Consider the following 26,804-nt stretch of genomic DNA (forward strand, 5'->3'; position numbering starts at 1 on the left):
TTGCCGCCTGAAATTGCGCGTGGCTCTTGGAAATCAGTGGTGTCAGGGTTTACCGTGTCCACTAGTCGGTCCAACAAGGGCCACTGGCTTCGGAGGGTTTGGATGAACAAAGCAGAGCTCATTGACGTACTCACAGACAAATTGGGCTCAGATCGTCGGTCGGCTACCGCCGCCGTGGAGAACGTCGTCGACACCATTGTGCGCGCGGTGCACAAGGGCGACAGCGTCACCATTACCGGCTTCGGTGTGTTCGAACAGCGGCGGCGCGCAGCACGCGTCGCCCGTAATCCCCGCACCGGCGAGACGGTGAAGGTCAAGCCGACATCGGTGCCGGCATTCCGCCCCGGCGCACAATTTAAAGCCGTTGTCTCTGGCGCACAGCGTCTCCCATCGGAAGGACCTGCCGTGAAACGTGGTGTGGTAGCAAGCGGCGCCAAGAAGGCGGCGAAGAAATCACCGGCCAAGAAGGCGACCAAGTCGGCCGCCAAGAAGGCTGCGAAGAAGGCTCCGGCCAAGAAGGCCGCCGCGAAGAAGTCGCCGGCCAAGAAGGCCGCGACCAAGCGGACGCCGGCTAAGAAGGCCGCAACCAAGCGGGCGCCGGCCAAGAAGGCCACCAAGTCGACGGCAAGGAAAGCGACGAAGTCGACGGCGCGCAAGACTGCAACCAAGGCTCCGGCCCGCAAGTCTGCCGCCAAGAAGTCGCCGGCCAAGAAGGCCACCGCCCGGCGCGGTCGCAGGTAATCACAGTACGCAGATTCGCCGCGGTTCGGCCCTAGCTTGGGCCGGCCGCGGCGAATCCGCGTGCTAGGTCACCACGTTGGTGGCCAGTGCGCTGCCGATGTGATCGGCAGCCACCAGACGCCCCGCCGATAGCGACAGCACCCAGGTGCTGCCCTTGCGGTTGCGCGATTTGTCGGGGCGCACGCCGTCGCGGTCACACCACCAATCGATCAGATCCGGAATCACCTTGCCCTGCGTGCAGATCACCGGGATGTGCGTCGGGCTCGGCTCCGACCGCCTGCCCTGCCGTCGGGCCGATTGACGGCGCGCACCGTCGCGCAGGCCGGCGATCTGCAAAACCCGGCGCCGGGCTTGCTTGGGGTTATCGGCATAGGCTTCCTCGGTGAGCATGGGCTCGTTGCAGATGACCACACCCAACTCTTCGGCCAGCGGTTCCACCGTCTGGTGGCACCGCACCCGGTCGGCCGCGTAGACATCGTCGGCGCCGAAGGCCAAGAGCTGACCGACCAGTGCCTCGGCCTGCGCACGCCCCTTCTTGTCCAAGGGGCGCTTGGTGTCGTCTCCGGAGAACCGCTTCTTGCTGCCCGCGGTGCCGTGCCGGACCACCAATACGGTCTGGGTATCGGCCGGGTGTTTGACGAACCGGCGCAAAACCTTTCGATCCTGCGGGTAGGACACCTTCTTCATCGCCGCCGCGACCGGCAACCACAGCAACTCGTCGACTTCGCGGTTCGGGCTGAAATTCCCGCCGAGGCTGCATGCCGCCCAGTACAGCACTTTCTTGGTGCCTTGCTCGATCGGGTAGCTCACCGTTGCGATACGCCTACCCAAATGCACGCGGTGGCCGGTTTCTTCGAAGACCTCGCGTACGGCGGCCACCGGTTCGGTCTCACCGGCATCGACTTTGCCTTTGGGCAGTGACCAGTCGTCGTAGCGCGGGCGGTGGATGAGCGCGATTTCGACATCGGCTTCGTGGTGCCCTGGCCGCCACAGCACCGCGCCACCGGCACAAACGATCTTGCTCGCTGGACGCTCCGGCGAGTTCTGTGTCGACACCCTCACTCCTGCAGGTCAATCGGGGCGCCGCTGGTACACAGCGCCTGGCCGGTCGGTCGGTAGAGATTTCAGTCAAGGACTGCGGTGCCGCTCCATCAGCGATACCTGATGGTCGCGTACGGTGTGACCGGCCTGCGGTGACGCGGTCCACTGGCCGTCCGATCCCAATTCCCAGCAGCGGGTGGCCGGGTCCAGTGCCGACTCGAACATGTCGTTCATTTGTGCTGTCAGCCGGGGATCTTTGACTTGGGCCATCACCTCGACGCGACGGTCGAGGTTGCGGTGCATCATGTCGGCGCTGCCGATCCAGAACTCGTCGATGGCGCCGAAGTGGAAGACCCGCGAGTGCTCGAGGAAGCGACCGAGAATCGAGCGGGCGGTGATGTTTTCGGAGAACCCCTCCATGCCGGGACGCAGTGCGCAAATTCCGCGCACTACCACCTCGACGCAGACCCCGGCCTGCGACGCGTGATAGAGCGCATCAATGACCTGCTCGTCGACGAGTGCGTTGGCTTTCAGCCGGATCCTTCCGTTGCCGCTTTCGCGGTGCGCCTCGACCTCTCGCTGCACGCGTTCGATGATGCCGGTGCGAATACCGTGCGGAGCCACCAGCAGATTGCGGTAGGTCAGTTTTCGTGAGTAGCCGGTGAGCGAGTTGAACAGGTCGGTCAGGTCCGCACCGATGTCAGGGTCTGCGGTGAGCAAGCCGATGTCCTCGTAGAGTCGCGCGGTCTTGCTGTTGTAGTTGCCGGTGCCGACGTGGCAGTAACGCCGGATCGTCGACCCCTCACGACGCACCACCAAACATGTCTTGCAATGTGTCTTGAGCCCGACGAGCCCGTACACCACATGCACGCCGGCCTGCTCGAGCTGACGTGCCCACTTGATGTTGGCCTGCTCGTCGAAGCGGGCCTTGATCTCGACCAGCGCCACCACCTGTTTGCCGGCCTCGGCAGCGTCGATGAGCGCAGTGACGATCGGCGAATCACCCGACGTGCGGTACAGCGTTTGTTTGATCGCCAGCACGCCCGGGTCGGCTGCCGCCTGTTCGATAAAGCGCTGCACGCTAGTGGAAAACGAGTCATACGGGTGATGCACCAATATGTCGCCTTCGCGCAGGGTGGCGAAAATACTTTTGGGCGTCTCCCGCTCGGCGAACGCCGGATGAGTGGCCGGCACGAATGTCGGATCCTTCAATGCCGGACGGTCGAGTTTGTAGACCTGCCACAGCGACGACAGGTCCAGCAGCCCTGGCACGTTGATCACGTCGCCGGGGTGCACGTCGAGTTCGCGCAGCAGCAACTCCAACATGTTCTCGGTCATGTCGTCGGCGACCTCGAGCCGCACCGGCGACCCGAATCGCCGGCGCGCCAGTTCCCGCTCGAGGGCTTGCAGTAGGTCCTCGTCGCGGTCTTCTTCGACCTCGAAGTCCGCATTGCGGGTAATGCGGAACACGTGGTGCTCCACAATTTCCAAGCCGGGGAACAGCACCGGCAGGAAAGCCGCAATCAGTTCCTCCATCGGCAGGAATCGGACTTGCGCTTTGCCGTCGGCATTTTCGCGGGCAGCGAGCTCGACGAAGCGATCAACATTGTCCGGCACTTTGACCCGGGCGAAGTGAGTGCCGCCGTCGTCGGGTTGCTTGACGGTGACCGCCAGATTCAGGCTCAGGCCACTGACGAACGGAAACGGGTGAGCCGGGTCAACAGCCAACGGTGTCAGAACCGGGAAGACCTGCTCGTGGAAATACTCCGACAGTTGCTTGCACTCATCCTCGTTCAGCTCGGTCCACGTGACGACGTGGATACCGTGCTCGGCGAGCGCGGGGCGCACCGAATCGAGGAACACCCGTGCGTGCCGGCTGGCGATGTGCTGAGTTTGCTCCCCGATGCGACGCAATTGTTCGCGTGGGGTCAAGCCATCGGCCGACCGCACCGACAGTCCCATTTCGTCGCGGCGCTTGAGGCCGGCCACCCGGACCATGTAGAACTCGTCGAGGTTGGAGGCGAAGATCGCCAGAAACTTGGCCCGCTCCAGTAACGGCAGCGACGTGTCGGCGGCCAGGGCCAGGACGCGCGCGTTGAAATCCAGCCAGCTCAGCTCGCGGTTGAGATATCGGTGCTCGGGAAGTGCGTTCTCGATTGCGGCAGCAGCAGTTGCGGCGGGCGGCGCGCCTGGTGCCGAGTCGCCCGGGTGCCACACCGTGGCGTCCGGGCGCGCCTCGGCTGCCTCCCTGGCTTCGGTTTCGGTCACTGTTCGATCATGACTCATCGACGGGTGCTACTGCCACCAGCCGACCGACATCCATCCGCCGTTGGTGTGCTGTTCACCTGACGCCGCCGATCGCCCGAGCTGTCGCCGGACCCACACCGAGGCGGCGAGCGGCAGCCAGATCGTCGGGAGTGTCGATATCGCAGCGTAGGCCCGGCCACGCGCCGGTCAGCTCGATGGCGCCCGAACGCCGATGCTGCGCGGCTGAATCCGGCCCGAACCGCGGGTCGAGCGCCGCGCCGAACGCGCACAGCGCCGCCGTTCCGCTGCCGAGCCGGTCAGCGACGAAGCTGCGTTGGTAGCTGCGTGCGGCGGCGATCGCCTCCGCGAGTTCCTGAGTTTGCAATGACGGCAAATCCCCTTGCAGCACAACGACATTCGGGATGGAGTCGACCACTACCCGTTCGGCGGCCACGATCGCGTTGTTCAACGGGTCACGATGACCTTCGGGCGTGGGGTCCGACAGCACCTCGGCTCCGAGGGCCGCCGCCGTGTCGGCAGCGGCATCGTCAGGTGTGATGACGGTGATGGAGCGCACCGACGCGACACGGGATGCCGCGGTCAACGCGTCGGTCAGCATGGCCAGCACCACATTTTCACGGGTCTGCGCCGAGAACACCGGCGCCAACCGGGTCTTGGCGGCCGCCAACCGTTTGACGGCGATGATCAAGCCGACATCAGCCTCCGCGTCGGCGTGCCTGCCGTTCATGCCGCAATCCTGCCAGCCCGGTTTCGTCGCCCGGCGCAGTCCACCCGGCAGACTAGGGTGAACGCAATGACGGAAGGCTCCATCGCAGTGATGGGCGCCGGCGCATGGGGCACGGCGCTGGCCAAGGTGCTGGCCGACGCCGGCAGTGAGGTGACGCTGTGGGCACGCCGCGCCGACGTCGCCGCGGAAATCAATGCCACCCGGTGTAACTCTGATTACCTGCCGGGCGTGCGGTTGTCACCGGCCATCCGGGCCACCTCCGACGCCGCCGAGGCGCTCAGCGGCGCGTCGACGGTGTTGGTCGGCGTTCCGGCGCAGACGATGCGGAGCAATCTCGAGCAATGGGCCGGCTTGGTCAGCGAGGGCGCGACGCTGGTCAGTCTGGCCAAGGGCATCGAGCTGGAAACCCTGATGCGGATGAGCCAGGTGATCGTCGCGGTCACCGGTGTCGATCCGGCACAGGTCGCGGTGCTGTCCGGACCGAATCTGGCCAGCGAGATCGCAGCCGGCCAACCCGCCGCCACCGTCGTCGCCTGCAGCGACTCCGGACGCGCCGTGGCAATACAGCGCGCGCTGAACACCGGTTACTTCCGCCCGTACACCAACGCCGATGTGATCGGGACCGAGATCGGCGGCGCATGCAAGAATGTCATCGCCCTGGCCTGTGGAATGGCGGTCGGCGTGGACCTCGGCGAAAACACCGCGGCAGCGATCATCACTCGCGGGCTGGCCGAGATCATGCGACTCGGGATAGCAGTGGGAGCCAAGGGCGCAACGCTGGCCGGCCTGGCCGGAGTGGGGGACTTGGTGGCCACCTGCACGTCGCCGCAGTCGCGGAACCGATCGTTCGGTGAATGCCTGGGCCGCGGGGGAACAATGGAATCGGCGCTGCAGGCCCGGGACGGCCAGGCCGTCGAAGGTGTGACGTCGTGCGAGTCGGTGCTGGCCCTGGCCTCCAGCTACGACGTCGAGATGCCGCTCACCGACGCGGTTCACCGTGTCTGTCACAAGGGGCTGTCGGTCGGCGAGGCCGTACTGCTGCTGCTGGGTCGCAGCACCAAACCAGAATGACGCGTTACGGCGATTCCACTCGCACCCTGAAAGCCGTCAGTTCGCCGGCGGTTCCGGGGCTGCCGATGGCGCCGTCGCCGGTGCTGGCGTCGGCCTACCACTTGTCCACCGACGAGTCCGCGCCGCTGGACGCCTATGGGCGCAACTCGAATCCGACCTGGCGGCAGCTCGAATCGGCGCTGGCCCAGCTGGAAGGCGCCGCTGCGGCATTGGTGTTCGGCTCCGGCATGGCGGCGATCAGCGCCGTGCTGCGCGTGCTGGCCAAACCCGGAGCGGTGCTGGTCATTCCGGCCGACGGGTATTACCAGGTGCGCCACTACGCCGCCGAATACCTGGCGCCGCTCGGTGTGACGGTCATCGAAGCGGACTGTGCGCAGATCTATGAGGCAGCCGAACGCGCAGATGTGGTGCTGGCCGAGACACCGGCCAATCCACGGCTGGACGTCGTGGACCTCCGCCGGCTGGCCGCGGCCTGCCACCGACGCGGTGCGCGCCTGGTCGTCGACAACACCACCGCCACACCGCTGGCGCAGCAACCGCTGGCGCTGGGCGCCGAGCTTGCGGTGGCAAGCGCAACCAAGGCGCTGTCGGGTCACAGTGATGTGGTGGCCGGATATGTCGCCGGCAACCAGCTGGAGTTGATCGCCGCCGTCGAGCGGGAACGGCTGCTGGCCGGGGCCATCCTGGGTGCTTTCGAAGCCTGGCTGGTGCTGCGCAGCGTCGGCAGCGCGGGTCTGCGATTCGAGCGCCAATGCCGCAACGCGCAGGCCCTCGCGACGATGCTGAATGACCATCCGGCGGTGCGTGCGGTCCGGTACCCCGGGTTGGCCGACGACCCGGCCCATCCGGCCGCGTCGGCGCAGATGAGCAGATTCGGCGGCATGGTGTCCGTCGAGTTGGCCGACGCCGCTGCGGTGCATCGACTCGTTGAGCGCAGCGAGCTGCTGACCGCGGCCACCAGCTTCGGGGGCCTGCATACCTCGGTCGATCGCCGCGCCCGCTGGGGAGATTGCGTCCCGGACGGTTTCGCGCGCATCGCGCTGGGCATCGAGGACACCGGCGACCTGCTGGCCGACATCGAACACGCGTTAGCAAACTGAATCCGCAGGCAGCAGCGCCGTACCCGGCTTCCCAGCACCGACCCGGTAGCCTCTCTAGGTTGTGAGTGCCCGTGACCGTACCCGCGTCGCCGTCGTGTTCGGCGGACGCAGCAGCGAGCACGCCATCTCGTGCGTGTCGGCGGGCAGCATTCTGCGCAACCTCGATCCGCGGCGGTTCGAGGTACTGGCGGTCGGTATCACCCCGGAAGGGTCGTGGGTGCTCACCGACGGAGATCCGGACGCGCTGGCGATCACCAACCGGCAGCTGCCAGGGGTGACGGCGGCATCGGGAGCTGAGTTGGCGCTGCCGGCCAGCCCGGAGCGGGCCGGTCAATTGGTGTCGCTGTCGCCGGGGGCCGGGGAGGTGCTGGGCTCGGTCGACGTCGTGTTTCCGGTGCTGCACGGCCCGTACGGCGAAGACGGCACGATTCAAGGTTTGCTCGAACTTGCCGGGGTGCCCTATGTCGGCGCCGGAGTGTTGGCCAGCGCGGCGGGCATGGACAAGGAGTTCACCAAGAAGCTGCTGGTGGCCGAGGGGCTTCCGGTGGGCGCTCACACTGTGCTGCGGCCAGCGCAGAAGACACTGGATCTCGCCGACCGTGAGCGACTCGGCCTGCCGGTCTTCGTCAAGCCCGCGCGCGGCGGCTCCTCGATCGGCGTGAGCCGGGTGACCAGCTGGGACCAGCTGCCCGCCGCTGTCGCCGACGCCCGGCGGCACGACCCCAAGGTGATCGTCGAAGCCGCGATTGTGGGCCGGGAATTGGAGTGCGGAGTGCTCGAATTCCCCGACGGCACAGTGCAAGCCAGCACACTCGGCGAGATCCGGGTGGCCGGGGTGCGCGGCCGCGAAGACCCCTTCTACGACTTCGCCACCAAATACCTCGACGACGCCGCCGAACTCGACGTGCCCGCCAAAGTCGACGACGAGGTGGCCGACGCGGTGCGCGAACTGGCGATCCGGGCGTTCAAGGCGATCGACTGCCAAGGACTGGCCCGGGTGGACTTCTTCCTCACCGAGGACGGGCCGCTGATCAACGAGGTCAACACCATGCCCGGGTTCACCACGATCTCGATGTATCCCCGGATGTGGGCGGCCAGCGGCGTGGACTACCCGACGCTGTTGGCGACCATGGTCGAGACCGCATTGGCCCGCGGAGTCGGCCTGCGCTGAATTGCGGCGAATCAGCCGGGCGGCGCCGGGGTGATCGCCACCGCCGCCATGGTGTGGTCGAGCGCATCCGATATCTGTTGGATCGGTGCGGGTCCCGAGGCCGGCGGCAACGTGAGCGCCACATAAACGGGTCGGTCCACGGCGTACCAGGTAGACCTGTCGTCTTGGCGCACCTGGAACCACTGCACCCGGTTGACGACCTGGATGGGGGCGCCCACCAGAAAATCGGCCGGCCGGTCGAGACCACAACGCAGCACGACGGGCTCGCTGTCGCTTTGGGTCTGCCATGCGGCGGTGCCGGCCGGCGACGGCTGCACGGTCGCGGCGCGCTGGTAATCGCCGAGTCGCTCGGGCAGCGCGGCCATTAAGGCCCGGCAGGCCGGATTCTGCGCCTGTGGTGCGGGCGCAGCGGCGATCGCGACTGGTTGCCGGGACGGGTGGCGGGTCGCGGCGACCGCCAGGACCGCGCCGATCGCGCCGACCGCCAATATCAGCGCGACGATCAATAAGGCGCGCGGCGGTCCGTCGTGGTTGTCCATGCGTGCTTACACTCCCCGCAGTCCTACAAAACGTACCCGCCAGGAGGTGGCGTGAGCACTCTGGGCGATCTCGGCGAATTCGGCATGATCGGCCAGCTGGTGCGGGGCCGACGGCAACCGGATGCCGTTGCTCTCGGCCCGGGTGACGACGCCGCGGTGGTACTCGCCGGCGGCGGGCGGGTCGCGGTGTCGACGGACATGCTCGTGCAGGGGCGTCACTTCCGGCTGGACTGGTCGACACCGCACGACGTCGGCCGCAAAGCCATCGCCCAGAATGCCGCCGACATCGAGGCGATGGGTGGGCGGGCGACCGCGTTCGTCGTCGGGTTCGGCGCACCACGGCAGACACCGGTCGAAGACGTCAGCGCAATGGCGGACGGGATGTGGCAGGAGGCCGAACGGGTGGGCGCCGGCATCGCCGGCGGAGATCTGGTCAGCTGCCCGCAGTGGGTGGTGGCGGTGACGGTGCTCGGCGACCTTGGCGGCCGCGCGCCGGTGCGGCGCGCCGGGGCACGGCCCGGGTCGCGCATCGCCGTTGCCGGTCAGCTCGGCCGATCGGCAGCCGGATATGCGCTGTGGCACAGCGGTATCGAAGGTTTTGACGACTTGCGGCGGCGACATCTGGTGCCGCAACCGCCCTACGGGCAGGGCCGTGCCGCCGCCGAGGCCGGCGCCGAGGCGATGATCGACATCTCCGACGGTCTGGTAGCCGATTTGGGCCACCTCGCCGAATCGTCGGGCGTTGGCGTCGACCTGGACGCCGATGCATTGTCGGTTGACCGCGATGCGGTGGCGGCCGCCGCCGAGACCGTGCGCGCCGACCCGTGGTCGTGGGTGCTCGGCGGGGGAGAAGACCACGCGCTGGTCGCCGCGTTCGCCGGCCCGGTCCCGGCGCACTGGCGGGTCATCGGGCGGGTGCTCGACGGCCCAGCGCGCGTGCTCGTCGACGGAAAAGAATGGACGGGAGATGCGGGCTGGGAATCCTTTGCCCGCTAAGGTGACGCGGTGACCGTCTATGCCATTGCCCAGCTGCGGTTCACCGATCGAGCCGCCTACGACCGGTATCAGGCGAACTTCATGGAGGTGTTCAATCGCCATCCGGGAACGCTGTTGGCGGCCGACGAGTCACCGCGGGTGGTGGAGGGCCGCTGGGATCGGGAGAAGGTGGTGCTGATGTCCTTCCCCGACGAGCAGGCTTTCCGCGGTTGGGCCGAATCGCCGGAATACCAAGACATTTCGACGGATCGCCGAGCGGGTGCGGATACCGTGGTGCTGCTGGTCAAAGGCTTGACGTGACCGCGCTGCCGCTGGCTGATCTGGTGGAAGACGGCTGGGCACGTGCGCTAAAACCGGTAGGCGCAAAGGTCGCCGAGATGGGGCAATTTCTGCGCGCAGAGATCGCGGCCGGGCGGCACTACCTGCCTGCGGGGCAGAATGTCCTGCGCGCCTTCACTTTCCCGTTCGACCAGGTGCGGGTTTTGATCGTCGGCCAGGACCCGTATCCGACGCCTGGGCATGCAGTCGGCTTGAGCTTTTCGGTGGCCGAACAGGTCCGGCCACTGCCGCGCAGCCTGGAGAACATCTTCGCCGAATACACCAAAGACCTTGGCCATCCCGCGCCGTCGTGCGGTGATCTCACGCCGTGGGCGCAACGGGGGGTGATGCTGCTCAACCGGGTGCTGACAGTGCAGCCGGGCAAGGCGGCGTCGCATCGGGGCAAGGGCTGGGAGGCCGTCACCGAGTGCGCCATCCGCGCGCTGGTGGATCGGCACAAACCGATGGTGGCTATTTTGTGGGGCCGCGATGCCTCGACGCTCAAACCGATGCTGGCCGGCCAAGACTGTGTCGCAATCGAATCGCCGCACCCCTCGCCGCTGTCGGCGTCGCGCGGGTTTTTCGGCTCGCGGCCGTTCAGCCGCGCCAACGACTTGCTGACCCAGATGGGCGCCGAACCAATCGACTGGCGATTGCCCTGACTCGCTGCGGTTCCCGCCGCCGGAACACTAGCGTTCGGGCATGGTGGATTTCGCTTTGCGCTCATGCGGATTGCGCGGGCATGCGACATTTGCGCCCGATGAGCCGGCGCTTCGGGAGCGGCTGAAGGTCGATACTCCGGTCGGGGAGGCATGGCGTTGTCTGCGATGCGAAACCTTTGTGGTTGGTGCACCGCGGCAGCGCGGTCCGGCAGACACCGCACCGGAAGTGCCGCGCGGGCGATTGTTACGGGACCGGACATTGATGCGAGCGCTCGCCGTGGAACGCGCGATTCGAGGCATCATCGTGCTGCTCGTGGCGGCCGGTGTGCTCAAGGTCCGCGGCTCACGCGAACGGTTGCAGCAGGCCTTCGAGCAGGATCTCCCTCTCCTTCGTCCGCTGGCCAACCAGCTCGGCTGGGACCCGGATAACTCGAAAATCGTGAGCCACATCGGTCACGCGCTCACGCTGTCGTCGTCGACGTTGCTGTGGATCGTGCTCGGCCTGGCCGCGTATGCCCTGATCGAGTTTGTCGAAGCCGTTGGATTGTGGCTGGTGCAAAGGTGGGGCGAGTACTTCGCGGTGATCGCGACCAGCGTTTTTCTTCCGCTGGAAATTTACGAACTCACCGAGAAGGTGACAACTCTGCGAGTAGCCGCGCTGCTGGTCAACATCATCGCGGTGATCTGGCTGCTGTGGAGTAAACGGCTATTCGGGCTCAACGGCGGCGCAAAGGCGTACCACAAGGAACATCGAGAAGAAAGCTTGTTGACCGTTGAACGTGCCGGCCTGCAGGAAGCAGGCCGGGCTGAGGCAGCTAACCGCGGCTGACTTTGCCCGCCTTGATGCACGAGGTGCACACGTTGAGCCGCTGTTTGTTGCCGCCCGGGCGACTCACGGCACGCACGGTCTGGATGTTGGGATCCCAGCGGCGGCTGGTCCGGCGATGCGAGTGCGACACCGACTTGCCGAAGCCGGGGCCCTTCCCGCAGATATCACAGACGGCGGCCATGTGTATAACTCCTCGAGTCTCTTGGGCCGGGGCAGGTAGCCCTGCTCCTCCTCAGGCCGTTCCGGCCTGCATCGTCGCAGCGCGCTACCGAGACGGGTGGCCCGAACAACCTGGCCAGAATAGCCGCCGTGCGGCGCAAGCGCCAAAACGACCAACAACCCCGGGACACCTTATGACCAGTCCTGTCGTCGTCACTGGTTAGGCTTGCGCCCACCGGAGGAGGCGGGAGGAGGTGACAGATGGGCGCCGAGGTGGACACGCCGGATCGCCTGCTGGACGCGTCTGCCCTGCGAGACTGGGCGCATACCGCGGTCAGCGACCTGATCACCCACATCGACGAGATCAATCGCCTCAATGTGTTCCCCGTCGCCGATTCCGACACCGGCACCAACATGCTGTTCACCATGCGCTCCGCGCTGGCTGAGGCCAACACCGAAGCCGGCTCCGGCGACGTTTTGCGAGTAGCAGCGGCGCTGTCGGCCGGCGCCCTGAACGGCGCCCGCGGCAACTCCGGAGTGATCCTGTCCCAGATCCTGCGCGGCATCGCCGACGTCACCGCGGGCGCCGCCGCCCAGACCGAAGGTGAGCTGCGCCACATCGACGCAGCGGTTCTCGGCTCGGCGCTGCGGCAGGGGGTGGCTCTGGTTGTCGCCTCGATGGGCGGCCAAGAAGTTGCCGGGACAATCGTCTCCGTGCTGCAGGCCGCCGCCAGCGCGGTCGAGCAGTGCGCGAACGCCGACGAAGGGTTGGCCCGCGCGACCATCGCCGCCGCGGACGCTGCGGTGATTGCGCTGGAGAAAACCCCGGAGCAGCTCGATGTGCTGGGCAACGCCGGCGTGGTCGACGCCGGCGGGCGCGGTTTGCTGGTTTTGCTGGACGCTTTGCACTCCACGATCACCGGCCAGGCATCCGCCCGCACCGTGTACGAGCCGTCGCCGCGCCGGGCACCGGCCGAGCCGGTCGCCGAACAGCGCGCTCCGAAGTTCGAGGTGATGTACCTGTTGGAGGGTTGCGACGCCGATGGTGCGGATGCGCTGCGGGACCGACTCGCAGAGCTGGGTGATTCGGTGGCGATCGCCACTTCGGCGTCGGAGGCCGCGGATGCCGCCGGCGGCTACTCGGTACACGTGCACACCGACGACGCCGGTGCCGCAGTCGAGGCCGGTCTGGCATTCGGCAGCCCGCGCCGGATCCAGATCTCGGCGCTGACCGGCGGCGCGACCGGGATGCCGCCGGGCAGTTGGACGCGGGAACGGGCCGTGCTGGCCGTCGTCGACGGGGAAGGCGCGGCACAGTTGTTCGCCGGCGAGGGCGCCTGTGTGCTGCAACCGGACCCCGACGCCGCCGACCCATCCACGGTCGTCAGTGCCCAGCAGCTGCTGCGCGCGGTGGTGGACACCGGTGCGGCACAAGTGATGGTGCTGCCCAACGGGTACGTGGCCGCCGAAGAACTGGTGGCCGGCTGCACCGCGGCCATCGGTTGGGGCATCGACGTGGTGCCGTTGCCGACCGGGTCGATGGTGCAGGGGCTGGCCGCGCTCGCGGTCCACGAGCCCGGCAGGCCGGCCGTCGACGACGGCTACACCATGGCCCACGCCGCCGGGGGCGCGCGGCACGGGTCGGTGCGCATCGCGACCGAGAAGGCACTGACTTTCGCCGGACCCTGCGAGCCCGGCAACGGTCTGGGCATCGCCGGCGACGAGGTGCTGATTGTGGCCCCCGACATCACCGCGGCGGCAATCGGTTTGATCGATCTGCTGCTGGCAGCCGGCGGTGAGCTGATGACGGTATTGACCGGCACCGCTGTCGACGCCGCGGTCGGGGACGCCCTCCAACAGCATGTCCACGACGACCATCCCGGCACCGAGTTGGTCACCTACCGCACCGGGCATCGGGGTGACGCGCTGCTGATCGGGGTCGAGTAGCGATGGCGGTGCTGACCGACCGACTGGATTACGTTCTCGGCGCCAAAGCCGCCGGACCACTCGACGACGTGTTCGGTATCCGCACCGTCGACGACCTGCTGCGGCACTACCCGCGCAGCTACATCGAAGGCACGACGGTTCGCGGTGTCGGCCCCGAACGGCCTCCGGCGGGCGAACATGTCACGCTTGTCGACACCATCGCCGGCGCGGAGACACGGTGGACGACCAAGAAGCCCAAGAAAAAGTATCTGGTCATCACCATCGGCTCCGGGCGAAACAAGGTGACCGCCACGTTCTTTCACGTCAAGAAGTGGACCGAGGCGCGGCTCACCAAAGGAACCCGGGTCATGCTGTCCGGGGAGGTTGGGTATTTCCGGAACGCCATGCAGCTCACCCATCCCGACTTCCTCGTGCTGAACTCCCCGGATGGCAAAGACCACGGCAGCAGGTCACTGCGCATGATCGCCGAAGCGTCGCAGGCGGTCAGCGGCGAGGTGCTGCAGTCGGCGTTCGAACGGGCGTTTTACCCGATCTATCCGGCCAGCACGAAAGTGCAAAGCTGGGACATCTACTCGTGCGTGCGGCAGGTGCTCGCGGTGCTCGACCCCATACCTGACCCGCTGCCTGACGGGGTGCTCGCCGAGCACGATCTGATCTCCGAGGACCGCGCGCTGCGGGCGATTCACCTCGCCGAGGACGAAGCCGAGCGGCGACACGCCCGGCAGCGGCTGACCTTCGACGAGGCCATGGGTCTGCAATGGGCGCTGGTGACGCGCAGGCACGGCGAGCTGTCGGAATCCGGTCCGGCCGCGCCGCCCCGCGCGGACGGCTTGGCGCAAGAACTATTGCGGCAGTTGCCGTTCGAGTTGACCGCCGGCCAGCGTGACGTGCTCGATACCTTGACCCGCGAAATCGATGCGACTCGCCCGATGAATCGGCTGCTACAGGGTGAAGTCGGCTCGGGCAAGACCATCGTCGCGGTGCTCGCCATGTTGCAGATGGTCGACGCCGGTTACCAGTGCGCACTGTTGGCGCCGACGGAAGTCCTTGCAACACAGCATGTCCGATCAATTCGTAATGTGCTGGGCCCGCTGGCGATGGGTGGCCAGCTCGGCGGAGTTGACCGCGCTACCCGGATTGGGCTGCTCACTGGGTCGATGTCGGCGGGGCAGAAGAAACAGGTTCGCGACGAGATCACCTCCGGGCAGGTCGGTATCGTCGTCGGGACCCACGCGCTGCTGCAGGACGCGGTCGAGTTTCACCGGCTAGGCATGGTGGTGGTCGACGAGCAGCATCGGTTCGGCGTCGAGCAGCGAGACCAATTGCGCGCCAAGGCTCCCGCGGGTATTACGCCCCACCTGCTGGTGATGACCGCAACGCCGATCCCGCGGACCGTCGCGCTGACGGTCTACGGCGATCTGGAGACTTCGACCTTGCGCGAGCTGCCCCGCGGGCGGCAACCGATCACCACCAGAACGATCTTCGTCAAAGACAAGCCCGCCTGGCTGGACCGCGCCTGGCAGCGCATCATCGAGGAGGTTTCCGCCGGCCGCCAGGCCTATGTGGTCGCACCCCGCATCGACGAGACCGATGAGGGCCAGACTGAGGAAGGCCAACGGCCGTCAACGACAGCGGTAGAGCTGTTCGCCCGGCTGCAGCGTCATGAGCTGGCCGGTGTGCGGCTGGGGCTCATGCACGGTCGGTTACCCGCCGACGAAAAAGATGCTGTGATGACAGCGTTCCGTACCGGTGAAATCGATGTGCTGGTATGCACCACGGTGATTGAGGTGGGCGTCGACGTTCCGAACGCGACGGTGATGCTCGTGATGGACGCCGACCGCTTCGGCATCAGCCAGTTGCATCAACTGCGGGGCCGCATCGGCCGCGGCGCTCATCCCAGCCTGTGCCTGCTGGCAAGCTGGTCGTCGCCGACTTCTCACGCGGGCGCGCGACTGGGCGCCGTCGCCGAGACGCTGGACGGGTTCGCGTTGGCCGATCTCGACCTCAAGGAGCGGCGCGAAGGTGATGTGCTGGGCCGCAACCAATCCGGCCGTGCGATTACCCTACGACTGCTCTCACTGGCCGATCACCGGGAAATCATCGAGGCGGCGCGCGACATCTGCGAGCACGCCTACGACGAAGACCCGGCGAACGCCGGGCTGGCGCTGCTGGCCGCACCGTTCACCGGCACCGAGCGCATCGAATACCTGGATAAATCATGACCCGGAAGTCGCTGCTCTGGCTTTCCGCGGTCGCGGTGCTTGCGGTGGTGATCGCCTATCAGGTGTTGGCATCGTCTGCCGGTGATCGGGCGGAGGAGTTCGCCGCGCGTGCCGACGTCCCGACGGTGCAACCCGGCGTCGACGTACTGGCCGGAATTGTAGTGGTGCCCAGCAGACTCCATCGCTATGACTATCGGCGTGACGCGTTCGGCGATGCATGGACCGACGACAACGACGCGCCCGATGGACACAACGGATGCGACACCCGCGACGACATCCTCAATCGTGATTTGCTCGACAAGACCTATGTGTTCATCAAACGCTGCCCGGATGCCGTGGCGACCGGCACGCTGCACGACCCCTACACCAATGCCACCGTCGACTTTCGGCGCGGCGCGCGGGTGGGCGCGTCGGTGCAGATCGACCACATCGTCCCGCTGGCGCTGGCCTGGGACATGGGCGCATACGCCTGGCCGTTTCCGCAGCGGCTGCGCTTCGCCAACGATCCGGCCAACCTGCTGGCGGTCGCCGGAAAAGCCAACGAGGACAAGAGCGATTCTCAGCCGGCGTTGTGGATGCCGCCCAACACCGCGTTCTGGTGCCAGTACGGCATGCAGTTCATCGCCGTGCTGCGTGGTTACGCGCTGCCAATCGACCAGGCGTCGGCCGACGTACTGCGTCAGGCGGCAGACAAATGTCCGATCGGATAGCTGGTCGGGCGAACTGACGAACAGCTACACGCCGGTGTAGGTCAGCGGATCCTCGCGCACCCGGGTGCCGTCGTTGAGCCCGTTGAGGGCGTCCATGTGCTCGGTGGCCAACTCGAAATCGAACACGTCGAAGTTAGCCGCGATGCGCTCGGGTTTGCTCGATCGCGGGATGACGACATTGTCCAACTGCAGGTTCCACCGGATCAGCACTTGCGCAGGCGTCCGGCTGTACTCGCCGGCAATGGACGTCACCGTCGGATGATCCAGCAGCCTGCCGACCGCCAGCGGGCTGTAGGCCTCAGTGACGATGTTTTGCCGGGCGTTGACCTCGCGCAACTCGACCTGGCTGAGCAGCGGGTGCAGCTCGATCTGGTTGACCGCCGGTGTCACAAAGGTGAGGTCGGTGACCATCGACAGATGTTCCTCGGCGAAGTTGCACACGCCGATCGACCGGGTGAGGCCGTTTCCGCGCGCCTGGATCAGGCCGCCGAAGCTATCCACATATTTGCCCAACTGCGCGGCCGGCCAATGGATCAGATACAGGTCGACGTACTCGAGGCCCAACCGCTCCAGGCTGGCGTCGCAGGCCTCCTGTGAGGTGCTGAATCCCTGGTCGGCATTGGCCAGCTTGGTCGTGACGAACAGTTCAGCGCGGGGAATCCCCGATGCTGCGATCGCGCGGCCGACGGCGGCCTCGTTGCCGTACACCGCCGCGGTGTCGATCGACCGGACCCCAATCTCCAGCGCCGCCGATACCGCGCGTTCGGTCTCGTCGTCCGACAATTCCGCGACGCCGAGACCGAGCACCGGCATGGTGTTCTCGTCATTGAGTAATACGGAAGGGATAGAGGGGCTAGCGGCGCCCGTCATCGTCTCACCTGCCTGTGAAATTGAAGGTACGTGGATCAGGACCAAGCCGGGTCCCGTCGTCGAGCGAGGAGATCGACGCCATCTGCTCTGCGCTGAGTTCGAAATCGAACACGTCGAAATTGCTCACAATCCGCGAAGGGTTTACCGACTTCGGGATCACGATATTACCGAGTTGGATATGCCACCTAATCAACACCTGCGCGGGCGTGCGGCCGCAGCTATCGGCGACGGCGGTAATGGTCGGGTCGGTAAGCAGCGAGCCCTGCCCGAGCGGGCTCCAGGCTTCGGTCGCGATGCCAAGGCGGGCGTGGACTTCCCGCAGCGCGGTCTGGGGCAACCGCGGATGCAGTTCCACCTGGTTGACAGCGGGCACGATGCCCGTGGCATCGATCAGAACCTGCAGGTGCTCGGGCTCGAAATTGCTCACCCCGATGGACCGGATCCGGCCCTGGTCGCGGAGGTTGGCGAACGCCTTGAAGGTGTCGACGAATTTGTTGAGCTCAGGCAGCGGCCAATGCACCAGGTAGAGGTCGAGATAGTCGATTCCGAGCCGATCCATGCTGGCGTCGAAAGCCGCCAATGTGCTGTCGTAGCCTTGGTCGGCGTTCCACAACTTGGTGACCAAGTAGAGTTCGTCGCGGGGCACACCGGAATCCGCTACCGCACGCCCGGTCTCACGTTCATTACGGTAGGCCGCCGCTGTGTCGATATGCCGGTAACCGGCTCGCAGGGCGGCGCCCACCGCCTGCTCGGTGTCCGCAGGTGGAATTTGGAAAACACCGAATCCGACCGCCGGAACGCAATTACCGTCGTTCAGCCTGACTAGGGGAGCAGCCATGACAAGGAGTCTGCCAGGCCGCCTGCAGAACACCGCTACCAACATCGGCGTCAAGATCATCCCCTGGATCCCGACCCGCGCCAAGCGACTGCTGACCGGCGGCCGTTCGGTCACCATCGACGGCAACACACTGGATCCCACACTGCAGCTCACGCTGGCTGCGCAACGGGCGGCGGGGATCAACAGCCTGGTCGTCGACAACGACCCGAGCGCCTCGCGGGCCCAGGCACGGATGATGTCCCTCGGGTTCGGTGGATCGCAGATTCACGTCGAAGTTACCGATGTGTTGATACCGGGACCGGTCGGCGACATTCCGGTCCGCCATTACCGCCCGGCCAGCACCGAGCCGACGCCGCTACTGGTCTTCTACCACGGCGGTGGCTGGGTGATCGGCGACCTGGATACCCATGATGCGCTGTGCCGGTTGGCCTGCCGCGACGCCGATATTCACGTGCTGTCGATCGACTACCGGCTGGCGCCTGAGCATCCGGCGCCGGCCGCGGTCGACGACGCCTATGCGGCCTTCCAATGGGCACACGAGCACGCTGGCGAACTCGGCGCCCTCCCCGGCCGGGTCGCGGTCGGGGGCGACAGTGCGGGCGGCAACCTGGCGGCGGTCGTCTCACAGCTGGCACGCAACAACGGCGGCCCGGCCCCGGTGCTGCAGTGGCTGATCTACCCGATCACCGATCACACCGTTCCGACCCGCTCACGCACCCTCTTTGCCGACGGTTTCGTGCTGACCAAGCACGATATCGACTGGTTCCATGAGCAATACCTCGGCGGTTCTGGCGTCGAACCGGACGACGCGCGGGTGTCGCCCTTGCAAGCCGACAACCTGTCGGGGCTGCCGCCCGCGCTTATCGCGATTGCGGGCTTCGACCCACTGCGCGATGAGGGCGAGCGCTATGCGAGGGCCCTGCAAGCCGCCGGCAACGCCGTCGACCTGCGTTGCTTCCGATCACTTACCCATGTATTCGCGAATCTGTTCCCGCTCGGCGGCGGCAGTGCGACCGCGACGACTGAACTGGTCTCGGCGCTGCGCGCCCACCTCAGCCGGGTCTGAGCTCCGTTACTCTAGTGTCGATCGCCAGCGCCATCGACAACGGAGGATCAGCAAACCTGTGGCCGACAAACCGAAACGCCCCGCCTATGACCTGAAGAAAGCCGGACGGCGACGCGACATCGCGATCCGGACCGGGCTGACGGCGATCGTGCTGATCTTCGCCGTCGTGCTGGTCGGCTACATCGTCATCTCGCACGACAAGAAGGGTGACCGCGAGAGCCGGGCGGTGCGGGTGACCTCGAGCGCGCTGGTCACCAAGGACGGAACCAAGGACCCTAAAGCCGTCGTGTCGTTCTACGAGGACTTCCTGTGCCCGGCGTGCGGCAACTTCGAGCGGACGTTCGGTCCGACGGTGTCCAAGCTGATCGAGTCCGGCGCGATCGCCGCCGACTACTACATGGTGGGCATTCTCAGCAGGCCGCAGAACGACGACTATTCGACGCGGGCCGGCGCGGCAGCCTATTGCGTCGCCGACGAGTCCATCGACGCCTTCGGCCGCTTCCACGCCAAGCTGTTCACCAAAGACGTGCAACCCGAGGAAGTCGGCGGCACCTACCCGGACAATGCTCGATTGATCGAACTCGCCCGCCAAGCCGGCGTCGTTGGCAAAGTTCCCGATTGCATCAACAGCGGCAAATATGCCCCGATGGTCGACGGGATGGCATCGGCCACCGATATTCATGCCACACCGACCATCCGCATCAACGGACAGGATTACGACCCCTCGACACCTGACGCGCTGGTCGCCAAGATCAAAGAGATCGTCGGGAATGTGCCGGGCCTCGACACGGCGGTGAGGCCGCCGGCGCCGTGACCACCGCGGTGTCGGCGCAACCCGGTGAGCCGCTCGAAGATTCGGCGCCCAAAGTTGCGGTAGCGGCCAGCAGCGCGTGGTGGGTGCTGGTCGCCGGAGTGGTCGGGCTGATCGCCTCGGGGACACTGACGGTGGAGAAGATCCAGCTGTTGATGAACCCGTCGTATGTGCCGTCGTGCAACCTCAATCCCGTGCTGTCATGCGGCTCGGTGATGGCGACCCCGCAGGCATCGCTGCTCGGCTTCCCCAACCCGTTGATCGGTATTGTCGCCTTCACTGTCGTCGTGGTCACCGGTGTGCTGGCTATCGCCAAAGTGGCTCTGCCGCAGTGGTATTGGATCGGACTGGCGCTTGGTACCTTGGCCGGCACGGGATTCGTGCACTGGTTGATCTTCCAAAGCCTGTACCGGATCGGTGCGCTGTGTCCGTACTGCATGGTGGTGTGGGCGGTCACCGTCCCGCTGCTGGTGGTCGTCGGGTCGATCGCTTTCAATGTTGCCGACAGGGGCCCGGTCGTCCGGGCGCTCTACCATTGGCGGTGGTCGCTCACCGCGCTCTGGTTCACGGCGCTCATTCTGCTGATCTTCACGCGGTTCTGGGATTACTGGTCGACACTTCTTTAGAACGAAGGGGCGCGTGTGATTTCCAAAGTGCTGGTCGCCAATCGCGGTGAGATCGCGATCCGTGCGTTCCGCGCCGCCTACGAGCTGGGCGTGGGCACCGTCGCGGTCTACCCATACGAGGACCGCAATTCGGTGCACCGGCTCAAGGCTGACGAGTCCTACCAGATCGGCGATGTCGGGCATCCGGTTCGGGCCTACTTGTCCGTCGACGAGATCGTCGAAACCGCCCGCCGCGCAGGCGCCGACGCGGTGTACCCCGGATACGGATTCCTGTCGGAGAACCCCGAATTGGCTGACGCCTGCGCAAGGGCGGGGATCACGTTCGTCGGCCCGAGCGCCGCGGTGTTGCAGCTGACCGGCAACAAGTCCCGCGCGATCGCGACGGCGCGCGAAGCGGGCCTGCCCGTGCTGACATCCTCGGAGCCGTCGGCATCGGTCGACGAGTTGGTGGCGGCGGCCGGCGATATGCGGTTCCCATTGTTCGTCAAGGCGGTCGCTGGTGGCGGCGGACGGGGGATGCGTCGCGTCAACGACATCACCGCGCTGCCCGAGGCCATCGAAGCGGCCAGCCGTGAGGCCGAGTCGGCGTTCGGGGATCCGACGGTCTATCTCGAGCAGGCGGTGATCAACCCGCGCCACATCGAGGTGCAGATCCTGGCCGATACCCACGGAAATGTCATCCATCTCTACGAGCGGGACTGCAGTGTGCAGCGTCGCCACCAGAAGGTCATCGAACTGGCGCCCGCGCCGAACCTCGACCCGCAGGTGCGGGAGAAGATCTGCGCCGACGCGGTCGCCTTCGCCCGCCACATCGACTACAGCTGCGCGGGAACCGTGGAGTTCCTGCTCGACGAGCGCGGCGAGCATGTCTTCATCGAAATGAATCCGCGCATCCAGGTCGAACACACCGTCACCGAGGAGATCACCGACGTCGACCTGGTTTCCAGCCAGCTGCGGATCGCCGCCGGGGAGACTCTCGACGACTTGGGTCTGCGCCAAGACGCGATTCGGCCCCACGGCTCAGCGCTGCAGTGCCGGATCACCACCGAGGACCCGGCCAACGGGTTCCGGCCCGACACCGGACGAATCAGCGCCTACCGCAGCCCGGGCGGGGCGGGCATCCGGCTGGACGGCAGCACCCATCTGGGTGCGGAGATCAGCGCGCATTTCGACTCCATGCTGGTCAAGCTGACCTGCCGGGGCCGTGACTTTTCGACGGCGATGAACCGTGCCCGGCGCGCGCTTGCCGAGTTCCGGATCCGCGGTGTGTCGACGAATGTGCCGTTTTTGCAAGCAGTGTTGGACGATCCGGATTTTCGCGCCGGCCGCATCACCACGTCGTTCATCGACGAGCGTCCGCAACTGCTGACGGCGCGTGCGTCGGCCGACCGCGGCACCAAAATCCTCAACTACCTGGCCGACGTCACCGTCAACCAGCCGCATGGCGCTCGGCAGTCGACGGTGTATCCGCACGACAAGCTGCCCGAGGTCGACCTCGAGGCCGCTCCACCGCCGGGTTCCAAGCAACGGCTGGTCGAGTTGGGGCCGGAGGGTTTTGCGCGCTGGCTGCGGGAATCCGCAGCAGTCGGGGTGACCGAAACCACCTTCCGCGACGCCCACCAGTCGCTGCTGGCCACCCGGGTGCGGACCCTCGGGCTGCTCACCGTGGCGCCCTACATTGCGCGGCTCACACCGCAATTGCTGTCAATGGAGTGCTGGGGCGGCGCGACGTACGACGTGGCGCTGCGCTTTCTGAAGGAGGATCCCTGGGAGCGGTTGGCGGCGCTGCGTGAAGCGCTGCCCAACATCTGCCTGCAGATGCTGCTGCGTGGCCGCAACACCGTGGGCTATACGCCGTACCCGGAAGTGGTGACCACGGCGTTCGTCGAGGAGGCCACCGCAACCGGAATCGACATCTTCCGGATCTTCGACGCGCTCAACAACGTCGAGTCGATGCGTCCGGCGATCGACGCGGTACGCGAAACCGGTTCTGCCATCGCCGAAGTCGCGATGTGCTACACCGGCGACCTGGCCGATCCGGACGAGAACATCTACACGCTGGACTACTACCTCAAACTCGCCGAGCAGATCGTCGACGCCGGAGCGCATGTACTGGCCATCAAGGACATGGCCGGGCTGTTGCGGGTGCCCGCCGCGACCGCACTGGTGAGCGCATTGCGGAGCCGCTTCGACCTGCCGGTGCATGTGCACACCCACGACACCCCGGGCGGGCAACTGGCCAGTTATGTCGCGGCCTGGCATGCCGGGGCCGACGCCGTCGACGGTGCCGCTGCACCATTGGCGGGAACGACCAGCCAGCCCGCGCTGAGTTCGATCGTGGCTGCGGCCGCGCACACGGAATACGACACTGGGCTGTCGCTTGCTGCGGTGTGCGATCTGGAGCCGTACTGGGAGGCGCTGCGAAAGGTGTACGCCCCCTTCGAATCCGGGCTGCCCGCGCCGACCGGCCGGGTCTACGACCACGAGATCCCCGGCGGGCAGTTGTCCAATTTGCGCCAGCAGGCCATTGCCCTGGGTCTGGGCGATCGTTTCGAAGAGATCGAAGTCAACTACGCCGCCGCCGATCGGCTGCTGGGCCGGTTGGTCAAGGTCACGCCGACCTCGAAGGTGGTGGGTGACCTTGCGCTGGCGTTGGTTGGGGCCGGGGTCAGCGCCGAGGAATTCGCCTCGGAGCCGGCCCGATTCGACATACCCGAGTCGGTGCTGGGTTTCCTGCGTGGCGAGTTGGGGGATCCGCCCGGCGGCTGGCCTGAGCCGCTGCGCACCGCGACGTTGTCCGGTCGTGCGCCCGCCAAACCCGCACCGGAGCTCTCCGCAGACGACGAGACGGTGCTGGCAGAGCCCGGGCCCAAACGACAGGCCGCCCTGAACCGATTGCTATTCCCCGGTCCGACAAAGGAATACGAATCGCATCGGGAAGCCTACGGTGACACGTCGCAGCTGTCGGCCAACCAGTTCTTCTACGGTCTGCGCCAAGGCGAGGAACACCGCGTCCAGTTGGAACCCGGTGTGGAACTGCTGATCGGGTTGGAGGCGATTTCCGAGCCCGACGAGCGCGGCGTGCGAACGGTGATGTGCATCATCAACGGCCAACTGCGACCGGTGGAGGTGCGCGACCGCAGCATCGCCAGCACGGTGCCGGCGGCAGAAAAGGCCGACCGTGGCAATTCCGGCCACGTCGCGGCCCCGTTCGCCGGCGTCGTCACCATTGGCGTGTCCGAAGGCGACCAGGTGAGCGCCGGGCAGACCATCGCAACGATCGAGGCGATGAAGATGGAAGCGCCGATCACCGCTCCCGCCGATGCGACGGTCGAACGGGTGGCGGTATCGGCCACCGCCCAGGTGGAGGGCGGTGACCTGCTGGTGGTGCTGCGCTGACCCGCATCATCGGCGGTGTCGCCGGGGGCCGGCGCATCGCGGTGCCGTCGCGGGGAACCCGACCAACCACCGATCGGGTCCGCGAATCGCTGTTCAACGTGTTGACGGCACGGATCGATCTGACCGGGATGTCGGTGCTGGACCTTTACGCGGGCTCGGGCGCCCTGGGGTTGGAGGCGTTGTCGCGGGGCGCGGCGTCGGTGCTGTTCGTCGAGTCCGATCGGCAGGCCGCGGCCGTCGTCGAGCGCAACATTGCGGCCCTCGGGCTGCCCGGCGCGGCGCTGCGCCGCGGGAACGTCTCGACGGTTGTAGCAGCGGGCACACCCGCGCCGGTCGACCTTGTGCTGGCCGATCCGCCCTATGCCGTCGACGCCGCCGAAATCGAAGCGCTGCTGGCTGCGCTGACCGCGCACGGGTGGACGGCACCCGGCGCCGTCGTTGTGCTGGAGCGGGCGGCCGGCAGCCCGCCGCTGACCTGGCCGACCGGCTGGCGGCCCTGGCAGCAGCGGGTTTACGGTGACACCCGGTTGGAGCTCGCCGAACGGTCCTGAGCCAGCGTGTAGCGTCGTCAGCCATGAGCGGCGCGGTGTGCCCAGGATCCTTCGACCCGGTGACGCTGGGACACGTCGACATCCTCGAGCGCGCGGCCGTGCAATTCGACGAAGTGGTGGCCGCCGTACTGGTCAACCCAAATAAAAAGGGCATGTTCAGCGTCGACGAGCGAATCGCGATGATCGAGGAATCCACTCCACATTTGGCGAATGTTCGCGTCGAGTCGGGCGAGGGCCTGGTGGTCGACTTCGTCCGGTCGCGGGGGCTCACCGCGATCGTCAAGGGGCTGCGCACCGGCACCGACTTCGAGTACGAGCTGCAGATGGCGCAGATGAACAAGCACATCGCCGGGGTGGACACGTTTTTCGTCGCAACCGCGCCGCGGTATTCCTTCGTGTCGTCGTCGCTGGCCAAGGAGGTCGCGTCGATGGGTGGCGACGTATCGGAGCTGCTGCCCGAACCCGTCAACCGTCGGCTGGCCGAAAAGCTCTCGCGCGGTAGGTAATTCGTTACGGAACGTCGTCATCCTGGCCGTCGCTTTCGCGTAGCAGTTTTTCGGGGTGGTGGTAGTTGTTGGTCCTTGGTTGGTCGTGGTCGAGGTGTGGGGGTGGGATCCATTCGGTATCACCGCTTTTGAGTTTGCGGGTTTTCCAGCCGCCGGAGGTGACCAGTTTGTGGTGCGGCCCGCAACCCAGGGTCAGATCATCGATGTCGGTTTTCCGGCATTGGGCGAAGTCGGTGACGTGGTGAACCTCGGTGAGGTAGCCCGGCACATCACAGTTGGGGAACGTGCAGCCACGATCCTTGGCGTGCAACACGATTCGCTGACCCGGTGAGGCCAGCCGTTTGACGTGATACAGCCCGATCGCCTTGCCCTTGTCGAAAACCGACAGGTAATGATGAGCGTGGGAGGCCAGCCGAATCACATCAGACATCGGTAACAGGGTGCCCCCGCCGGTGAGGGCTTTGCCGGCGCCGGCCTCGAGCTCGGCCAGCGTGGTGGACACGATGATCGTCGCCGGTAGCCCGTTGTGCTGACCCAAATCGCCGGAAGCCAGCAGCGCACGGCCGGCGGCGATCAGCGCGTCATGGTTGCGCTGCCCAATGCTGCGGGTGTCGCGCTCGATGGCCTCCTGCGAGGGGGTGCCGCTCACACAGGGGGTGGGGTCGTCGGGGTTGCACATGCCCGGGGCGGCCAGCTTGGCCAACACGGCATCCAGGGTGGCGCTGGCTTCGGGGGTCAGGTATCCGGTGATCGGGCACATGCCGTCGATGTCTTGTTTGCCCCGGATCAGGCTGCGACGCCGCGCGCGGTCGGTGTCGGTGAAATCGCCATCGGGGTTGAGGCAGTCGGTGAGCCGGTCGGCCAGCTTGGCCAAGTCGTCGGGGCGATGCTCGCCGGCCAACTCGGCCAGGTGGGCTTCGGCACGCTCGCGGGTTTCCACATCCACGGCGTCGGGCAGCCGGTGATAAAAGCTTCGGATCACCGCCACATGCCCGGCCCCGATGCGTCCGGCGCGCTGGGCCTCGGCAGTCGCGGCCAACAGCGGCTCCAACGGTCCACCGGTGAGCGCCCGGCGCGGACCCAGGTCGGCGGCTTCGCCGATGCGGCGGGCTGCGTCGGCGCGGGTGATCTGTAACCGCTCGGCCAGCGCAAATGACAGCTTGCCCCCCAGTTCGGCTTCGTCGGCCTGCTCGGCGAGCTGGTTGATCAGCGGATGCTCGACGGCGGGCAGCTGGCGGCGCAGCGTCTCACACCGCTGCAGCATGACCAGCCGCTCAGGCGTGGTCAGCCCGTCAAAGCACAGGTCCAGGGCGCGTTTGAGGTATGCGGCCAGCCCATCGAAGACCTCGTCGATCTCTTCCCGGCTATTCGAACGCATATTCGAATGATACCGGAAGGCGGCGACGACCGCTGCGGTTATCCACAGGCAGAACTACAGTGACACAAGTTAATTCAGTGATTTAAGAGCTCGCTGTTCCTGATCTGCTAAACGGCTGCCGTGGCGAATTCCGCAGTGCCCAGCAACACGTCGGTCCCAGGACGACGGTGACCAAGAGCGCTTGGTCTCTCGGTTGCAGGAGCCCCAACTGGTTTTGATGCGGCGAATACTCCGGCGCGGGACCGACACGTGGAGCGC

At 66.4% G+C, this 26,804-nt stretch carries 25 protein-coding genes; 17 read left to right on the forward strand and 8 right to left on the reverse strand.

Annotated elements, in window-relative coordinates; translation table 11 throughout:
* Positions 1 to 102: 102 nt before the first annotated feature.
* Positions 103 to 741, forward strand: a complete 639-nt coding sequence (locus tag AC5Y42_RS06915; RefSeq protein ID WP_499896837.1) for an HU family DNA-binding protein — start codon at positions 103 to 105, stop codon at positions 739 to 741.
* 63 nt (positions 742 to 804) lie between these two features.
* Here the strand turns inward: AC5Y42_RS06915 and mutT1 are convergent, their stop codons facing one another.
* From mutT1 to cofC, 3 genes are all read right to left on the reverse strand, one after another.
* The gene (mutT1, locus tag AC5Y42_RS06920; protein WP_499896839.1) at positions 805 to 1,797 is read right to left on the reverse strand and encodes an 8-oxo-(d)GTP phosphatase MutT1; all 993 of its coding nucleotides are present in this window, start codon (positions 1,795 to 1,797) and stop codon (positions 805 to 807) included.
* 72 nt (positions 1,798 to 1,869) lie between these two features.
* A complete protein-coding gene (locus AC5Y42_RS06925) occupies positions 1,870 to 4,068 on the reverse strand; it encodes an RNA degradosome polyphosphate kinase (RefSeq protein ID WP_499896840.1) in 2,199 nt (732 codons plus the stop codon).
* Positions 4,069 to 4,123: 55 nt separating this feature from the next.
* Positions 4,124 to 4,777, reverse strand: coding sequence for a 2-phospho-L-lactate guanylyltransferase (gene cofC / locus AC5Y42_RS06930; protein WP_499896841.1), 654 nt, complete (start codon positions 4,775 to 4,777; stop codon positions 4,124 to 4,126).
* A gap of 66 nt (positions 4,778 to 4,843) precedes the next feature.
* On the opposite strand from cofC, the gene AC5Y42_RS06935 reads away from it, so the two are divergent.
* From AC5Y42_RS06935 to AC5Y42_RS06945, 3 genes are all read left to right on the forward strand, one after another.
* The gene (locus AC5Y42_RS06935; RefSeq protein ID WP_499896842.1) at positions 4,844 to 5,848 is read left to right on the forward strand and encodes an NAD(P)H-dependent glycerol-3-phosphate dehydrogenase; all 1,005 of its coding nucleotides are present in this window, start codon (positions 4,844 to 4,846) and stop codon (positions 5,846 to 5,848) included.
* Positions 5,845 to 6,948: a cystathionine gamma-lyase gene (locus tag AC5Y42_RS06940; protein ID WP_499896844.1), complete on the forward strand. Its 1,104-nt coding sequence runs from the start codon at positions 5,845 to 5,847 to the stop codon at positions 6,946 to 6,948. The genes AC5Y42_RS06935 and AC5Y42_RS06940 overlap by 4 nt, the downstream gene beginning before the upstream one ends.
* 61 nt (positions 6,949 to 7,009) lie before the next feature.
* The gene (locus AC5Y42_RS06945) at positions 7,010 to 8,119 is read left to right on the forward strand and encodes a D-alanine--D-alanine ligase family protein (protein WP_499896845.1); all 1,110 of its coding nucleotides are present in this window, start codon (positions 7,010 to 7,012) and stop codon (positions 8,117 to 8,119) included.
* Positions 8,120 to 8,130: 11 nt separating this feature from the next.
* On the opposite strand, the gene AC5Y42_RS06950 is transcribed toward AC5Y42_RS06945, so the two are convergent.
* Positions 8,131 to 8,658 carry a DUF3515 domain-containing protein gene (locus AC5Y42_RS06950; protein WP_499896847.1) on the reverse strand — a complete coding sequence of 176 codons (528 nt, stop codon included), beginning with the start codon at positions 8,656 to 8,658 and terminating at the stop codon, positions 8,131 to 8,133.
* 51 nt (positions 8,659 to 8,709) lie between these two features.
* Here AC5Y42_RS06950 and AC5Y42_RS06955 point away from each other — a divergent pair, with 51 nt between their 5' ends.
* From AC5Y42_RS06955 to AC5Y42_RS06970, 4 genes are read left to right on the forward strand one after another with little or no spacing between them, the layout of a single operon-like run.
* Positions 8,710 to 9,654: a thiamine-phosphate kinase gene (locus AC5Y42_RS06955; protein WP_499896848.1), complete on the forward strand. Its 945-nt coding sequence runs from the start codon at positions 8,710 to 8,712 to the stop codon at positions 9,652 to 9,654.
* Positions 9,655 to 9,663: 9 nt separating this feature from the next.
* Complete coding sequence (locus tag AC5Y42_RS06960; protein ID WP_499896849.1) at positions 9,664 to 9,954, forward strand: DUF1330 domain-containing protein; 291 nt, start codon at positions 9,664 to 9,666, stop codon at positions 9,952 to 9,954.
* Entirely contained in the window at positions 9,951 to 10,634 is a 684-nt protein-coding gene (locus AC5Y42_RS06965; protein WP_499896851.1) for a uracil-DNA glycosylase, read from the forward strand. The genes AC5Y42_RS06960 and AC5Y42_RS06965 overlap by 4 nt, the downstream gene beginning before the upstream one ends.
* A 40-nt stretch (positions 10,635 to 10,674) precedes the next feature.
* A complete protein-coding gene (locus tag AC5Y42_RS06970; protein ID WP_499896852.1) occupies positions 10,675 to 11,463 on the forward strand; it encodes a DUF2127 domain-containing protein in 789 nt (262 codons plus the stop codon).
* Here the strand turns inward: AC5Y42_RS06970 and rpmB are convergent.
* On the reverse strand, positions 11,450 to 11,644 hold the full coding sequence (rpmB, locus tag AC5Y42_RS06975) for a 50S ribosomal protein L28 (RefSeq protein WP_499896853.1): 195 nt from the start codon (positions 11,642 to 11,644) through the stop codon (positions 11,450 to 11,452). The genes AC5Y42_RS06970 and rpmB overlap by 14 nt on opposite strands.
* A 239-nt stretch (positions 11,645 to 11,883) precedes the next feature.
* Between rpmB and AC5Y42_RS06980 the strand changes: the two genes are divergently transcribed.
* From AC5Y42_RS06980 to AC5Y42_RS06990, 3 genes are read left to right on the forward strand one after another with little or no spacing between them, the layout of a single operon-like run.
* On the forward strand, positions 11,884 to 13,569 hold the full coding sequence (locus tag AC5Y42_RS06980) for a DAK2 domain-containing protein (protein WP_499896855.1): 1,686 nt from the start codon (positions 11,884 to 11,886) through the stop codon (positions 13,567 to 13,569).
* A gap of 2 nt (positions 13,570 to 13,571) precedes the next feature.
* Entirely contained in the window at positions 13,572 to 15,791 is a 2,220-nt protein-coding gene (gene recG / locus AC5Y42_RS06985) for an ATP-dependent DNA helicase RecG (protein ID WP_499896856.1), read from the forward strand.
* Complete coding sequence (locus AC5Y42_RS06990) at positions 15,788 to 16,501, forward strand: HNH endonuclease family protein (RefSeq protein WP_499896858.1); 714 nt, start codon at positions 15,788 to 15,790, stop codon at positions 16,499 to 16,501. The genes recG and AC5Y42_RS06990 overlap by 4 nt, the downstream gene beginning before the upstream one ends.
* A 24-nt stretch (positions 16,502 to 16,525) precedes the next feature.
* Here the strand turns inward: AC5Y42_RS06990 and AC5Y42_RS06995 are convergent, their stop codons facing one another.
* Positions 16,526 to 17,371, reverse strand: a complete 846-nt coding sequence (locus tag AC5Y42_RS06995) for an aldo/keto reductase (RefSeq protein WP_499896860.1) — start codon at positions 17,369 to 17,371, stop codon at positions 16,526 to 16,528.
* Positions 17,372 to 17,375: 4 nt separating this feature from the next.
* Entirely contained in the window at positions 17,376 to 18,209 is an 834-nt protein-coding gene (locus AC5Y42_RS07000; protein WP_499896861.1) for an aldo/keto reductase, read from the reverse strand.
* Here AC5Y42_RS07000 and AC5Y42_RS07005 point away from each other — a divergent pair.
* From AC5Y42_RS07005 to coaD, 6 genes are read left to right on the forward strand one after another with little or no spacing between them, the layout of a single operon-like run.
* The gene (locus AC5Y42_RS07005) at positions 18,208 to 19,275 is read left to right on the forward strand and encodes an alpha/beta hydrolase (protein ID WP_499896862.1); all 1,068 of its coding nucleotides are present in this window, start codon (positions 18,208 to 18,210) and stop codon (positions 19,273 to 19,275) included. The genes AC5Y42_RS07000 and AC5Y42_RS07005 overlap by 2 nt on opposite strands.
* Before the next feature lie 58 nt (positions 19,276 to 19,333).
* Complete coding sequence (locus AC5Y42_RS07010) at positions 19,334 to 20,089, forward strand: DsbA family protein (protein ID WP_499896863.1); 756 nt, start codon at positions 19,334 to 19,336, stop codon at positions 20,087 to 20,089.
* Positions 20,086 to 20,712 (forward strand): vitamin K epoxide reductase family protein, encoded by a 627-nt coding sequence (locus AC5Y42_RS07015; RefSeq protein WP_499896865.1) that lies wholly within the window; start codon positions 20,086 to 20,088, stop codon positions 20,710 to 20,712. Before AC5Y42_RS07010 ends, AC5Y42_RS07015 begins: the two co-directional genes overlap by 4 nt.
* Positions 20,713 to 20,727: 15 nt before the next feature.
* Positions 20,728 to 24,111 (forward strand): pyruvate carboxylase, encoded by a 3,384-nt coding sequence (locus AC5Y42_RS07020; RefSeq protein ID WP_499896866.1) that lies wholly within the window; start codon positions 20,728 to 20,730, stop codon positions 24,109 to 24,111.
* Entirely contained in the window at positions 24,108 to 24,662 is a 555-nt protein-coding gene (rsmD, locus tag AC5Y42_RS07025) for a 16S rRNA (guanine(966)-N(2))-methyltransferase RsmD (RefSeq protein WP_499897540.1), read from the forward strand. The genes AC5Y42_RS07020 and rsmD overlap by 4 nt, the downstream gene beginning before the upstream one ends.
* Before the next feature lie 23 nt (positions 24,663 to 24,685).
* Positions 24,686 to 25,168, forward strand: coding sequence for a pantetheine-phosphate adenylyltransferase (coaD, locus tag AC5Y42_RS07030; protein ID WP_499896868.1), 483 nt, complete (start codon positions 24,686 to 24,688; stop codon positions 25,166 to 25,168).
* 4 nt (positions 25,169 to 25,172) lie between these two features.
* Here the strand turns inward: coaD and AC5Y42_RS07035 are convergent, their stop codons facing one another.
* Positions 25,173 to 26,546, reverse strand: coding sequence for an HNH endonuclease signature motif containing protein (locus AC5Y42_RS07035; RefSeq protein WP_499896869.1), 1,374 nt, complete (start codon positions 26,544 to 26,546; stop codon positions 25,173 to 25,175).
* Positions 26,547 to 26,804 lie beyond the last annotated feature (258 nt).

It is taken from the genome of Mycobacterium sp. NGS48, from assembly GCF_059812585.1.